Annotated in this window: 14 protein-coding genes; 7 read left to right on the forward strand and 7 right to left on the reverse strand. The window is 64.9% G+C overall.

Translation table 11 applies throughout. The features are described 5' to 3' along the window. The first annotated feature begins 56 nt into the window (after positions 1 to 56). Positions 57 to 1,175 carry a branched-chain amino acid ABC transporter substrate-binding protein gene (locus BLV07_RS20670; RefSeq protein WP_091888963.1) on the forward strand — a complete coding sequence of 373 codons (1,119 nt, stop codon included), beginning with the start codon at positions 57 to 59 and terminating at the stop codon, positions 1,173 to 1,175. A 76-nt stretch (positions 1,176 to 1,251) separates the two neighbouring features. Here BLV07_RS20670 and BLV07_RS20675 read toward each other — a convergent pair whose 3' ends face one another. Next, positions 1,252 to 1,635, reverse strand: coding sequence for a response regulator (locus tag BLV07_RS20675; protein WP_091888965.1), 384 nt, complete (start codon positions 1,633 to 1,635; stop codon positions 1,252 to 1,254). A gap of 235 nt (positions 1,636 to 1,870) precedes the next feature. On the opposite strand from BLV07_RS20675, the gene BLV07_RS20680 reads away from it, so the two are divergent. The 3 genes from BLV07_RS20680 (at position 1,871) to BLV07_RS20690 (ending at position 6,238) form a co-directional block, all read left to right on the forward strand. Beyond that, complete coding sequence (locus BLV07_RS20680; protein WP_091888967.1) at positions 1,871 to 4,708, forward strand: PAS domain S-box protein; 2,838 nt, start codon at positions 1,871 to 1,873, stop codon at positions 4,706 to 4,708. A 58-nt stretch (positions 4,709 to 4,766) separates the two neighbouring features. After that, positions 4,767 to 5,762 (forward strand): P1 family peptidase, encoded by a 996-nt coding sequence (locus tag BLV07_RS20685; protein WP_091888969.1) that lies wholly within the window; start codon positions 4,767 to 4,769, stop codon positions 5,760 to 5,762. A 251-nt stretch (positions 5,763 to 6,013) separates the two neighbouring features. Then, on the forward strand, positions 6,014 to 6,238 hold the full coding sequence (locus BLV07_RS20690; RefSeq protein WP_091888971.1) for a KTSC domain-containing protein: 225 nt from the start codon (positions 6,014 to 6,016) through the stop codon (positions 6,236 to 6,238). On the opposite strand, the gene BLV07_RS20695 is transcribed toward BLV07_RS20690, so the two are convergent. Beyond that, positions 6,239 to 7,033: an EF-hand domain-containing protein gene (locus tag BLV07_RS20695; RefSeq protein ID WP_091888973.1), complete on the reverse strand. Its 795-nt coding sequence runs from the start codon at positions 7,031 to 7,033 to the stop codon at positions 6,239 to 6,241. A 281-nt stretch (positions 7,034 to 7,314) separates the two neighbouring features. Between BLV07_RS20695 and rpe the strand changes: the two genes are divergently transcribed. The 3 genes from rpe to BLV07_RS20715 all read left to right on the forward strand — a co-directional run bounded on the left by rpe (position 7,315) and on the right by BLV07_RS20715 (position 8,714). Next, entirely contained in the window at positions 7,315 to 8,016 is a 702-nt protein-coding gene (gene rpe, locus BLV07_RS20700) for a ribulose-phosphate 3-epimerase (RefSeq protein WP_091889163.1), read from the forward strand. 300 nt (positions 8,017 to 8,316) lie between these two features. Continuing rightward, complete coding sequence (locus BLV07_RS20710; protein WP_091888975.1) at positions 8,317 to 8,496, forward strand: hypothetical protein; 180 nt, start codon at positions 8,317 to 8,319, stop codon at positions 8,494 to 8,496. Positions 8,497 to 8,522: 26 nt separating this feature from the next. Then, positions 8,523 to 8,714, forward strand: a complete 192-nt coding sequence (locus tag BLV07_RS20715) for a hypothetical protein (protein WP_091888977.1) — start codon at positions 8,523 to 8,525, stop codon at positions 8,712 to 8,714. Positions 8,715 to 8,736: 22 nt separating this feature from the next. Here the strand turns inward: BLV07_RS20715 and BLV07_RS20720 are convergent, their stop codons facing one another. From BLV07_RS20720 to BLV07_RS20740, 5 genes are all read right to left on the reverse strand, one after another. Continuing rightward, on the reverse strand, positions 8,737 to 10,176 hold the full coding sequence (locus BLV07_RS20720) for a bifunctional serine/threonine-protein kinase/universal stress protein (protein WP_091889165.1): 1,440 nt from the start codon (positions 10,174 to 10,176) through the stop codon (positions 8,737 to 8,739). 5 nt (positions 10,177 to 10,181) lie between these two features. Next, complete coding sequence (locus tag BLV07_RS20725; RefSeq protein ID WP_091888979.1) at positions 10,182 to 10,922, reverse strand: metallophosphoesterase family protein; 741 nt, start codon at positions 10,920 to 10,922, stop codon at positions 10,182 to 10,184. A gap of 116 nt (positions 10,923 to 11,038) precedes the next feature. Then, positions 11,039 to 11,644 (reverse strand): hypothetical protein, encoded by a 606-nt coding sequence (locus BLV07_RS20730; protein ID WP_091888981.1) that lies wholly within the window; start codon positions 11,642 to 11,644, stop codon positions 11,039 to 11,041. Next, positions 11,637 to 12,323: a DUF2135 domain-containing protein gene (locus BLV07_RS20735; protein ID WP_091888982.1), complete on the reverse strand. Its 687-nt coding sequence runs from the start codon at positions 12,321 to 12,323 to the stop codon at positions 11,637 to 11,639. The genes BLV07_RS20730 and BLV07_RS20735 overlap by 8 nt, the downstream gene beginning before the upstream one ends. Then, positions 12,320 to 13,090: a MotA/TolQ/ExbB proton channel family protein gene (locus BLV07_RS20740; protein ID WP_091888984.1), complete on the reverse strand. Its 771-nt coding sequence runs from the start codon at positions 13,088 to 13,090 to the stop codon at positions 12,320 to 12,322. Before BLV07_RS20740 ends, BLV07_RS20735 begins: the two co-directional genes overlap by 4 nt. Positions 13,091 to 13,113: the final 23 nt, after the last annotated feature.

Here is a 13,113-nt window from a genome sequence, read left to right on the forward strand (position 1 = left end):
GGTTTGGACCGGGCAAGCCCGGCAACTCCCACAGGCGACCACCCGCGAGGTATCTCATGAAATCACTGAAGCTCATCGGTCTGGCATTCGGCGCATCGCTCGCGCTGTCGAGCGCGGCATTCGCGCAGGATGTCACCGTCGCAGTCGCTGGCCCGATGACCGGCGGCGAGTCCGCCTTCGGCCGCCAGATGAAGAACGGCGCCGAGATGGCCGTGACCGACATCAACGCCGCCGGCGGCGTCAACGGCAAGAAGCTGGCGCTATCCGTCGAGGACGACGCTTGCGATCCGAAGCAGGCGCGCTCGATCGCCGAGAAGATCGCCGGCGCGAAAATCCCGTTCGTGGCCGGGCACTATTGCTCATCGTCGTCGATCCCCGCCTCTGAAGCCTATGCCGACGGCAACGTGCTCGAGATCACGCCCGCCTCGACTAACCCGCTGTTCACCGAGCGCAAGCTCTGGAACGTGGCGCGCGTCTGCGGCCGCGACGATCAGCAGGGCCTGATCGCGGCGCAGTACATCGCCAAGAACTTCAAGGGCAAGAACATCGCGATCCTCAACGACAAGACCACCTACGGCAAGGGTCTTGCCGACGAGACCAAGAAGGCGCTCAACAAGGCCGGCATCACCGAGAAGATGTATGAGTCCTACAACAAGGGCGACAAGGACTTCAACGCGATCGTCTCGCGCCTGAAGCGCGACAACATCGACCTCGTCTATGTCGGCGGCTATCATCAGGAGAGCGGCCTGATCCTGCGTCAGATGCGCGATCAGGGCCTCAAGACCGTGCTGATGGCCGGCGACGCGCTCGCCGACAAGGAGTACGCTTCCATCACCGGTCCGGCCGGCGAAGGCACCCTATTCACCTTCGGCCCCGATCCGCGCAACAAGCCGACAGCGAAGAAGATCGTCGAGGCCTTCAAGGCCAAGGGCATCGATCCCGAGGGCTACACGCTCTACACCTACGCGGCGATGCAGGTCTGGTCGCAGGCCGCCAAGAAGGCCGGCACCACCGACCCCAAGAAGGTCATGGCGGCGATGAAGGCCGGCAAGTGGGACACCGTGATCGGCCCGATCGAGTATGACGCCAAGGGCGACATCAAGCAGATCGACTACGTCGTCTACAAATGGGATGCCAAGGGCGGCTACACCGAGATCGCCGGCAGCGGCACCTAGCCCGCTGGCGTGGCCTCAGACCGACCAATCACCACCACGCCCCGGCTTGCCCCGGGGCGTTTCTTCTTGCGTGAGGTCAGACGGCTGCCGGCAGCTCGCCGCCCGCCGCGGCCTGGGCCTTTCGCAGGGATTGCAGGAGATCATTCGGCCGAAACGGCTTTTGCAGGCAGACCACGTCGGCGAGGTGAGGCGATTCCATGAAATCGAGCGTCGTCATCCCGGACACCGCAACGACGGGGAGCGCAGGCGCGCGCTCACGCAGGGTCGCGATGACGTCGACGCCGCTGGTATCACCGAGGAAGATGTCGACGATTGCCGCGTCAAACGAGCATTCCGCGAAGGCTTTCAGCCCGGCCGCACCGCTTTCAGCCTCCACGACCTCGAAACGATTGACCCGAAGCACGATCGCGACCATCGCGCGGACGTCCTTCTGGTCGTCGATGATCAGGACGCGAGGCATGGGGACAACTTCCGATATTGAGATCAAAATCGCTGATTCAAACCTGGAACCCGCCGGGACGGAGGGGCATTATGACACCACCCAGTAAAGCGCATCTTACCCCGTCCTATACCGCGTTCCCGCCGAAATTAAGTAATCTGTAACCTTCGGTTGAGTCGTCACCGGTTCCGTTCACGATGTGCGCCAGAACTCGCTACCATGAACGAGGCTGACGGCCGAATGAGACGAAGCGGAGATGCTCAAAACGCTGCTCAAAGCTGACCTGCTCAAGACCGACCCGCGAGAGGTGGACGTGCCTGCACCGATCGACCGAAGCACATTTCTTTCGACCCTGCCGGCCACCTCGACCGACCGCAGTGCGGCGTTGACGATTGTCGGCGTGTCCTCGATCCTGTTCGCAGCGGCCGTGCCTTTCGCGGGTACCCCGCTCCTGCCCGTCCCCGCCTTCGTCGCGAGTTATCAATCGGCGCTCGCCGTGAGCGACATCGTCACGGCAGTGCTGCTGCTGTCACAATTTGCAGTCTTGCGGACCCGTGCGTTGCTCTGGCTCGCGACCGGTTATCTCTTCACCGCCGCGGCGGCGCTGGTCCATGCCCTCACCTTCCCCGGCCTGTTCACACCGACCGGGCTCTTCGGCGCGGGCCGGCAGACCACGGTCTGGCTTTACATGATCTGGCACGGCGTCTTCCCGCTATGCGTGCTGGGCTATGCCTGGCTGAAGGAAAAGGACGGAGGCCCGCGGGTTCGGAGTGCGACGAGCAGTGCGATCTGTGCCAGTGTGCTCGGCATCATCGCCGCGATGGCGGTCTTCACCTGGATCGTCACCGTGCAGCACGATCTGTTGCCGGTCCTGCTGCGCGACGGCCGCTACACGCCGACAATGATCGGTGTCGTGTCCTTCGTGTGGTCGCTGAGCTTTGCCGCGCTCGTCTCGCTCTGGTTCCGCAGGCCGCATTCGGTGATCGACGTCTGGCTCATGGTCGTCATGTGCGCCTGGCTGTTCGACGTCGCGCTGTCGGCGATCGTCAACGTCGCGCGCTTCGATCTCGGCTTCTATGCCGGCCGGCTCTATGGCCTCGCCGCGGCGAGCTTCGTGCTCGCGGTGCTCCTCATCGAGAATGTCCGCCTTCAGGCGCACACGGTGGGCCTCGTCGGCAGGTTGCGCCAGCAATCGGCTTCGGAACGCGACTATTACGGCAAGCGTCTTGCCCTGTATGGTGCGGTGGTCGAGTCCTCCAACGACGCCATCATCACGAAAACGCTCGACGGCATCATCACCAGCTGGAACAAGGCCGCCGAACATCTGTTCGGCTATTCCGCTGCGGAGGCGATCGGCAAGCCGATCGACATCATCGTGCCACCGGATCTCAAGAGCGAAGTCAGGAGCATCCTCAACCGGATCGCCAGCAACGAATCGATCGCCCAGCACGAGACGATCCGTATCCGAAAAGACGGACGCCCGCTCGACGTCGTCCTGAATGTCTCCCCTTTGCGCACAGATCATGGCGAGATCATCGGCGCCTCCAAGATCGCCCATGACATTACCGAAGAGAAGCAGGCGAGAGAGAAGCTGCGCCGCGAGATCGAAGAACGCCAGCGCATTTTCGAGACATCGCAGGACCTGATCCTGGTCACCGACGGCTACGGCAATTTCGTCCAGATCAGCCCGAGCGTGAAGAACATCCTCGGCTACAGCCCCGAGGACATGGTCGGGCACAGCGCGACCGAGTTCATCCATCCCGACGATCTCGAGAACACGCGGAGCGAGATGCGCGCGGCCCGGCGTGGCGCGGTCAAGCGCAGTTTCGAGGCGCGTTACTACCACTACGACGGTCACGAGGTCACGCTGAACTGGATGGGCACCTGGTCGGAGCCGGTGAAGCGCCACTTCTTCATCGGCCGCGACCTCACCGACAAGCAGGCCGCCGAGGCCCAGCTCCGGCAGGTCCAGAAAATGGACTCCATCGGCCAGTTGACCGGCGGCGTCGCCCACGACTTTAACAACGTGCTGACCGTCATCACGGGCACGATCGGCATTCTCAGCGACGCCGTCGCCGACCGGCCCGAACTTGCCGCCATCACCAAGTTGATCGACGATGCCGCCGAGCGGGGCGCGCAGCTGACCAAGCACCTGCTTGCCTTCGCGCGCAAACAGCCGCTGCAGCCGCGCGAGATCGACGTCAACGCACTGGTGCTCGAAGCCGCCAAGCTGTTGCATCCCACGCTTGGCGAGCAGATTACGATCGCGCCGCAGCTCACCGAGGATGCATGGCCGACGCTGGTCGACCCGGGCCAGCTCTCCACCGCGATCCTCAATCTGGCCTTGAACGCGCGCGACGCCATGCCCGACGGCGGCACATTGGTGCTGGAGACGCGCAACATCTTCCTCGACGACGGCTATGCCAGCATGAACCCTGACATGGTCGCCGGCAGCTACGTGATGATTGCGGTCAGCGACACCGGCAGCGGAATTCCGGCGGACCTGATCGACCGTGTGTTCGATCCCTTCTTCACCACCAAGGAGGTCGGCAAGGGCACCGGCCTCGGCTTGAGCATGGTGTTCGGCTTCGTCAAACAGTCTGGCGGCCACATCAAGATCTACAGCGAGGAAGGCCACGGCACGAGCGTGAAGATCTACCTGCCGCGCTCGACCGGGGTGCAGGAGACCGAGTTCGAAGCGCTCCAGAATGCGCCCATCACCGGCGGCAACGAGAAGATCCTGATCGTCGAGGATGACGCGCTGGTGCGGCAATATGTTGTGACGCAGGTCAAGAGCCTCGGCTATACCGCGCTCGAGGCCGCTAACGGCGCCGAGGCCCTCACCATCATCGATAGCGACAAGACCATTGACCTGCTCTTCACCGACATCATCATGCCCGGCAACATGAACGGCCGCCAGCTTGCAGACGAAGCGCACAAGCGCCGCCCCGACCTGAAGACGCTGTTCACCTCGGGCTACACCGAGAACGCCATCGTCCATCACGGCCGGCTGGATTCCGGCGTGCTGCTGCTGGCCAAGCCCTACCGCAAGTCCGAGCTCGCCAAGATGCTCAGGACGGCCCTCGCCAGTTGAGCCTGCGACGTCTCTGCGCTATCGCAGGTACGAACTCCTCTCAGGTTACGAGGCCAGTTTGAAAAATCTCCTCACCGACATTGCCGGGGTCCGCGTCGGCCATGCCGAAGACGCAAAAGCCGGCTCGGGCGCGACCGCGGTTATCTTCGATTCTCCGGCGGTCGCCGCCATAGACGTTCGCGGCGGCGGACCCGGCACGCGCGAGGACGCATTGCTCGATCTTGCCAACACCGTCGAGCGCGTCGACGCCATCGCGCTGTCGGGCGGCTCCGCCTTTGGCCTCGATACCGGCGGCGGCGTGCAGGCCTGGCTCGCCGAGCAGGGCCGCGGCTTCCGGGTTCGCGAAGCGCTGATCCCGATCGTGCCGGGCGCGATCCTGTTCGACCTCCTCAACGGTGGCGACAAGGCCTGGGGACGCTTCTCGCCCTATCGCGACCTCGGCTACGCCGCGGCAGCCGCCGCCGGCACGGACTTCGCGCTCGGCAGCGTCGGCGCCGGCCTCGGTGCCACCACTGCGACGTTCAAGGGCGGGCTCGGCTCGGCCTCGGCAGTGACGCCAGATGGCGTCAAGGTCGCGGCAATCGTCGCCGTCAACGCGGTGGGCAGCGTCACCATCGGCGACGGACCGTGGTTCTGGGCGGCGCCGTTCGAGGTGGACGGCGAATTCGGCGGACGCGGCCTGCCGGGCAAATTCAACGACGACATGCTCCGCATGCGCATCAAGGGCGGTCCCGCCGCGAGCGCGCGCGAAAACACCACTATCGGCGCCGTCGTCACCGACGCGGTGCTGACCAAACCCCAGGCCAAGCGGCTGGCGATGATCGCGCATACCGGCTTTGCCCGCGCGATTTATCCGGTGCATGCGCCGACCGACGGCGACGTGCTGTTCGCCGCCGCGACCTGCGCGAAGCCGATCGAGCCGCTGGTCGGCCTCACCGAGCTTGGCACGATCGCTGCCAACGTCGTCGCACGCGCGATTGCGCGTGGCGTCTACAGCGCGTCGACCTTGCCGTTCCCCGGTGCGCAGCCGGCGTGGAGGGATCGGTTCGGCTAGAAACGAAACGGAATTAGGTTGAATCGATTGCCACGGGCTCGCTCACCTCTCCCGCCTGCGGGAGAGGTCGGCGCGAAGCGCCGGGTGAGGGCTCTCTCCACTAGGGGATTGTCCCATTGCGGAAACACCCTCTGCCGCAAGCGGGAGAGGGAGCCCACCTCCGCCGTTGCAGCTATCGAGCTTCATCTCGTCATGCTCTGGCAACGAATTGGCGGATTCCGCGTTTCCCTGACGGGCTAAGATGCACCGTCATGCCATCTTCCGTGATCCGCTTCTTTCGCTATGCGCCCGATGCGCGCGAGCTGAAGGTGACTTTCGTCAGCGGTCGCCTGTATGTCTACGAGGACGTTCCGGCCGAGGTCGTTGCCGCGTTCAAGGATGCGCGCTCAAAGGGAACGTTCTTCAACCAGCACATCCGTGACCGCTATGCCTGTCACGAGATCACGCGTGAATACTCCGGACGCGCCGGATCCTGATCACACGCTCATCGACATCGAAGAGGACGCGGTCGCGGACACAGCCTGCGCCTGACGCTGCATCATCTGCCCGAACCAGTCGTAGGGCGAATTGCCGCCACCATTCGCGTTTGAAGAGCTGGACGCGCCAGGCACCGTCGTCGACATCTTGAAACCGTCGGCATAGGTGACGGTGGTGGTGGTCGAGCCGTCGGCGTTGCTCGTCGTGGTCGAGGTCGATCCACCGCCCGACGACGAGGAATCCGAGCCGCTGGAGGCGTCGCCCGCGCCGTTCGCGCCATGGGCGTGGTGGCCGCGGTGACCGCTCTTCAGCGCCTTCGACATCTCATCCAGGCTGATGCTGTCATCCGAGTTCGCATCCATCTTCGAGAACACGTCGTCGGCCTGCGCCAGATTGGTGCCGCCGGCGCCCAGCGCATCCTCGAACTCGGACTTGGTGATCTTGCCGTCGCCATCCGCATCGATCTGCGAGAACAGATCCTCCAGCGCCGACTCCCGGTCCTTCGAGGTCGAGGACGCCGAACTCGACGAGGTCGCGCTGGTCGCGCCGTCGGCCGACTGGCTTTGCGCCGCGAACAACGCATTCATCGTTTCGGGCGATATCTGCGGATACCTGCCCGAATTGACCGACGAGGTCGCGCCGCTGGTCGTGCTGCTGTTGCCGCTGTCGATCGCGAACGGATTGGTTGCACCTTGGGAAGATCCCGTCTTCTGCGTTGACGATGACGATTTCGAGTTCGTCAGCGACTGGATCGCGTCGAGCGCACTCGATACCGCGCCTAGGGCGAACAACATTGCACAACTCCAACCGATGCGGCATGCCGCGGCCAATGTTCCGAAAACGACTTCAGCAAGAGACGACGTCAGAAAGAGACGTCAGCAAGCGTCGTGCCAGCGTGAAAAGCTCAATGAAATCCGCCTTCGCTGCGCCTTGCACGGTCCGGGAACACCGGCAATTCGTGCCGGTCGCGGCAGAAATTTCCGCCCACAGGAAGCAGCTTCCCCTGCATTGCCCGCCGCGGAGGCCCATGTTAGGCGAGGCCGTTCCTCTTTCGGCCGCCACCGGAAACCGCGCCATGACCCAAGCCTTCGCCCCTCGCCCCCTGGCCATCGCACCCTCGATCCTGGCCTCGGATTTCTCCAAGCTCGGCGAGGAGGTGCGCGCGGTGGATGCCGCCGGCGCCGACTGGATCCATCTCGACGTGATGGATGGGCACTTCGTGCCCAACATCTCCTACGGCCCTGATGTCATCAAGGCGATGCGCCCGCACACGAAGAAGATCTTCGACGCGCATCTGATGATCTCGCCCTGCGACCCCTATCTCGAGGCCTTCGCGAAAGCCGGCTGCGACCACATCACCGTGCATGCGGAGGCTGGTCCCCATCTGCACCGTTCGCTCCAGGCCATCCGCGCGCTCGGCAAGAAGGCCGGCGTCTCGCTCAACCCGGGCACGCCGATCAGCGCGCTCGAATACGTGCTCGACCTGGTCGACCTCGTGCTGGTGATGTCGGTCAATCCCGGCTTCGGCGGCCAGGCCTTCATCCCCTCCGCGATCGGCAAGATCCGTGACATCCGCGCGATGACTGCGGGACGCCCGATCGACATCGAGGTCGACGGTGGTGTCGGTCCCGACGTTGCCGGCGCGCTCGCGGCGGCCGGCGCCAACGCCTTCGTGGCTGGCACCTCCGTGTTCAGGGGCGGCACGCAGGAGGCCTACAAGACCAACATCGCGGCCATCCGCAACGCGGCGCTAGGGGCGCGCGGCGAAGCGATTTGAGCTGGATCGGGAGCCCATAAACCTGCGGCTCCTAGCGGTGTTGCGGCGCGCAATGCCTAAAACTGCAACCTTGATCCGTACTCATCCGGACTTCACTGATTCGTGCAAATCACCGCAAGTAACTCCTGCCTGCTTTTGACGGGAGCACATCATGACGACGACCCTGGTTTGGACTGGCGTAGCGTTGTGGTTCGGATTCAATGCGGCGATTGCAGCTCGCAGTCTCTACGTGGCGCGACCGGTGAAGGCCCCAACTTCGGACCGCATCATCCCCCTTCATCGTCACCGGGACTGAGCGCCATGCAGATCGCACTCGTGAAGCGCCAGCCGAAGCGCAGGTGCCGGATCCCGCGTCGCCCGCATCCGAGCCTCGATGACTTCTTCGGCCGCCTCGAACGCGCCGACGGTACGCTGGACGACGATGCCAGGCCGGACAATTCGGACCTCGACCATTCGTTCTCCTCGCAGCGCCGACACTGAGATTTCCTTTTTCCGGACCGCCTCCCATGAAGCCGCACTGCCCGAACTGCCTGAAGGAAATGACCAAGGCGTCCGCGTCGCGCAACCTGTTCAACTGCGAGCCCTGCCGCGAGATCATCCAGTATTTTGGCGGCAGTGCGGATCACGGCGAGCCCGGCCCGCAATTCTCCTGGCCCATCCGCCGTAAACGCGCGACTCACACGGCCCACGCGGCCTGATCCGCCGCTCGGAGGCGCAGCGCTATCCGGCCGCCTCGCCGGCATCCGCTTCGGCTGCATCCCCCGCCATTCGCGGCGGCCGCACCACCGTGACGGTGCAGACTGCTTCCGAGGCCACCTTGGCCGAGACGCTGCCGAGCAGCGTACGGCGGAACGAGCTCTGCCGTGCCCCGATGATGACGTGGTCGACCTGATTGACCGCGGCGAACTCCAGGATCGCAGCGGCGGGATCGACGGCTTCCAGCACATGAACCGACAGCCGGCTCTCGTCCAGCTTGAGCGGCGTCGCCCAATGCCGGAGCGCGACCAGGCGATCGATATGCTTGTTGGAGCCCTGCTCGTCGAGCGTCCGGTCGATCGCGATGCGGTTGAGCTTGAGCACGTTGAGGCAGGCAAGCCGCGCCGAGGGCAGCGTGGCGAGGATGCGCTCGGTTGTCACGCGGAGCGCTTCGTTCAGCTCCGGTGCGCCCTCCACCGTGTCGAGCGCCACCGCAAGAATTGGGCTCGACGCGATCTGCGCCGCGACATCCGATTTCGCCTGTGGCTGGATGACGCCCTGATTGAAGCGGCGCCGCCACGCGATGCCCAGGGAATCACGCTTCAGCCGCTCCGCGCGCGCGGTGAGCTTGACCTGATCCGGATGGGTGAGGTCGAAGGCGAGCTGGGATGCCGTTGGATAGCGCCACACCGGCTCGATCTCGAGGCAGCGCAGCACCACCTCCTGGAGCCAGGGCGGATAGTCGGCGCGCAATGCGCGCGGCGGATAGGGATCGCGCCACAGCCGGCGCCGCATCGCGCGCAACGTCTCACCCTCGCCGAAGGGACGCTCGACCGTGGTGAAGAAATACAGCAGCACGCCGAGCGAGAACAGGTCACTGCGCGGATCGTCACGAACACCAAGCAGCCGCTCGGGGGCCATGTAAGGCGCGGTCCCGTAAGGCAGGCGAAATTCTTCCTGCAACAAATCAGGCAGATGGTTGTGGTGCGACAGGCCGTAATCGATCAGCACGGCCTCGCCGCTCTCGCGGAACATGATGCTGCTTGGCTTGATGTCGTGATGGATCACGTTCTGCCGGTGCAGGTCGGCGAGCGCGGTCGCAATCTTCGCCACGAGTTGCCGCGCCTCGTCATAGGGCAGCGGCAGGTCCGGCAGCCGCTTGTAGAGCGTCGTGCCGACGATGCGCTCGATCACGACATAGGCCTGGTGCGCGAAATCCCCGGTGCCGAAACAGGCCGGCACGTGCGGCCCTGCGAGCCGCGGCAGGATCATCATCTCCATCTCGAAGGAGACGATCGCGGCGGGATCCTCGCCCTCCGACACCCGCGGGATCTTCATCAGCAAGGGCACGTCGATGCCGGGATGGGTGACGGTCCACAGCGTCGCCATTCCGCCGGCATGCACGCACTCGCCGATGGTGAAGCCGTCGATCACAGCGCCTGATTTGACCAGCGGTTTCGGCATCGCCGTCAGCGCCCCTGCGAGAGGCGGTCGGCCAGCCAATGCGGCAGGCCGTTCTCGCGGATCCGGTTTGCGGCCGTCTCGATATCGTAGGGCGCGCGGCAATAGGTGATCTGGCACGAGACCGTGTCGAACAGCACGAAGGCCGCGGATGGATCGCCGTCGCGGGGCTGGCCGACCGAACCGAGCACGGCAAGCCATTGCCGCCCGCGCAAGAGCTGCACGGACACGTCGGTCTTCGGCACGAAGCTCGTCATCTTCGCCGTCACCGACATCGAATAGAGCGCCGGACGGTGGATGTGGCCGCAGAAGGTGACGTGGGCGGGCGTCGATATCAGGCTCTTGGCGGCATCGGCCGTTGATCGGACATAGTGCCAGCGCTGCGGGCTGGAGGCTTCCGAATGCACGAACAGACGGCCGTCGTCCTCCACCAGCATCGGCAATTCGGCCAGGAACCGCCGCTGCGCGCTATCGAGCCGGCCGCGGGTCCATTCGATCGCGACCTGCGCCTCGATATTCATGGTCTCGGCCGAGGAATTGACCGCCTGGTCGTGATTGCCGCGCACGGCAATGGCGCCGCCGGCGACGAGCTCCATCGCTGTGTCCACGACCCATTCCGGATCGGCGCCATAGCCGACGAAATCACCGAGCAGGACGAAGCGCTCCGCGCCCTTCGCACGGGCGATCTTCAGGCACGCCTCGAACGCCTGCCGGTTGCCGTGGATATCCGAGAAGACAGCTAGGAGCACGCACCCTCCACCCTCAAATCTTATCGGAAGCCGATAAGGCCAAATTGAGGGACGTCAAGAACATGCGCCGGCGCGGGTCGGTTTTCCAGCGGGTCGCTGCCGCGATGGTGAAGGGCCTATTGCTCGTCCTTTGGCGGCATCCGGGGCGGCGGCAGCGGCGTGAACACAGCGCTTTGCGCGCCGGCCGGCGGGGCGTTGAACTCGCCGGTCGAGGAATCGCCGCCACTGGTCTCCAGGATCGTCTTCGGCGTCACATATTCCCGCACCATGTCGATCAGGCTGCCGTCACCGCCGCCGAAATCGGCAGCGCGCCCGCCCTGCGGATGCCCGGCCGCGATCTCGTTCTGCGCCGCATGGGTCTTGTCGGCCAGCCTGTCGTCGTAGGGCACCCGGAACGCCCGGGGAATGCCGCTCGGCCGATTGTCTTCGTCCAGCGCCTCGACCCACAGATAGATCGAGCCGGGGTCGCCCTCCAGCGAATGCGGCTCGACGATGCGGGCCTGGAGCAGCTTGAAGGCGGCCGGCATCCGGTCGGAGCTGGCCCAGCCGAGCAGCCCGCGCATCTCGGTGAAGCTGACGACATAGAAGGCGCTGGTCACGACCACCGCGACCGCCTTCAATGACCAGTGCAGCCTCGCATAGACCAGCACGACCAGCAGCAGAGCGCCTACGACGGCGTAGGCGACCGACAGCGAGAGGATGACCGTCTGCAGGCTAATCACGGCGCACCCTCACAGCGTTCTTGCTCACACCGGTCTTGGGATCGACATCGCCGCCGTTGCGCCAACTGCTGCGAAACGTCTCCAGCAGCGACTTCGGCCGCTGATCCACGTTGACCACCTTGCCCTCGGCATCGAGCCGGAACCGGACCGCGGTCTTCTCGTCGCCGGTGTGGTCGAGCGTAAGCTTGTTGTCGAAGATCACCTGCGCGGTCGGATTGAGCTTCTGCACCTTCACATTGGCGGTCACGGGCTCGCCGGTCGTCGCGACGAAATGCGAGACATTGACGGTGTATTCGCCGGCGAGGATACCGCGCACGGTGACGATCTCCTCGCGGATGGGCGATGCGATCTTCTTGCCGGCGACGATGATGAAGTCATTGGCGCCGCCGCGATCGTCGCGGTCGAGCGTGAGGAAGCCGGCCTCGCGGTGGCGGTACCAGGCGATGTTGCCGGCGGGATCCTGCACGAACAGGTCGAGATCGTCGGGGTGATTGTCCGGCCAGTCCAGCGTGATCATGAACTCGGCCTTGGAATCGATCTTGCCGTCCTTGGCGTCCGGCGAGACCGCAAGCAATGCCAGAAAGAACAGGAACGCGATCACCTGGAGCGCCTTGAACAGCATCACGCCGAGCGGATCGAACGCCTCCTCGCGCGGATAGAGACCGAAATCATCCATCATGACGGCGTCCCAGATCCCCTGCGCTCCAGGACCGGGGTCACATAGGTCTCGGTCAGCACCACCGCATCCGAGAACACCCGCTGGGTCGCCGCATCCAGCATGTAGTACTGGATGCGGACCAGGATCGAGCCGACGAGGCCCGCCAACGTCGTGTACATCGCCACCGCCATGCCGTCGCTCATCAGCCCCATCGAGGAGCGCATCGCGGTCTTGTCGGCGGCATCCAGGCCCGCGATCGGCGCCAGCATGATGATGAAGCCGATGATGGTGCCGAGCAGGCCGAGCTTCATCAGCGTATCCGAGACGAAGGCGCCGAAGCCGTTGGAGCCGCGCAGCCGGTCGGCCAGCGTCCGCAGCAGCAGCGTCTGGTCGACCGGCCGGTAGCCTTGCGCAGCGGCCTTGGTCACGAGGCTCTCGATGTGATCGCGCACGAGGCCGCGCGGCAGCGCGGTCGCCCCCGCATCCAGCGCCTTGCTGCCGCCGGCAGCCGACAGCACCGCCCGGCAGCGCCGTGCCGCGGCGCCCTCACGGGCGATCGCCCGAGTCCGCAGGAAGCAGTGGCCGCAGGTGACGACATAAAGCACCGCGATCACGCTCGAAATGTAGGTGCGGTCGGAGGTCAGCATCAGGTGGATCAGGCCGAAGCGCCACAACAGCACGACGGCGAAGACCGAGAGCCCGGTGAAGATCATCCAGAACAGCAGTGCGCTGCGCTCGGATGGGTCGGCAGCTTGGCCCGCGATCGGTCCAATCGTCATAGAACTCATGCTGCACTGCTCCTGACTTGCGC

It is taken from the genome of Bradyrhizobium sp. Rc2d (assembly GCF_900099855.1).
Lineage (GTDB): Bacteria > Pseudomonadota > Alphaproteobacteria > Rhizobiales > Xanthobacteraceae > Bradyrhizobium.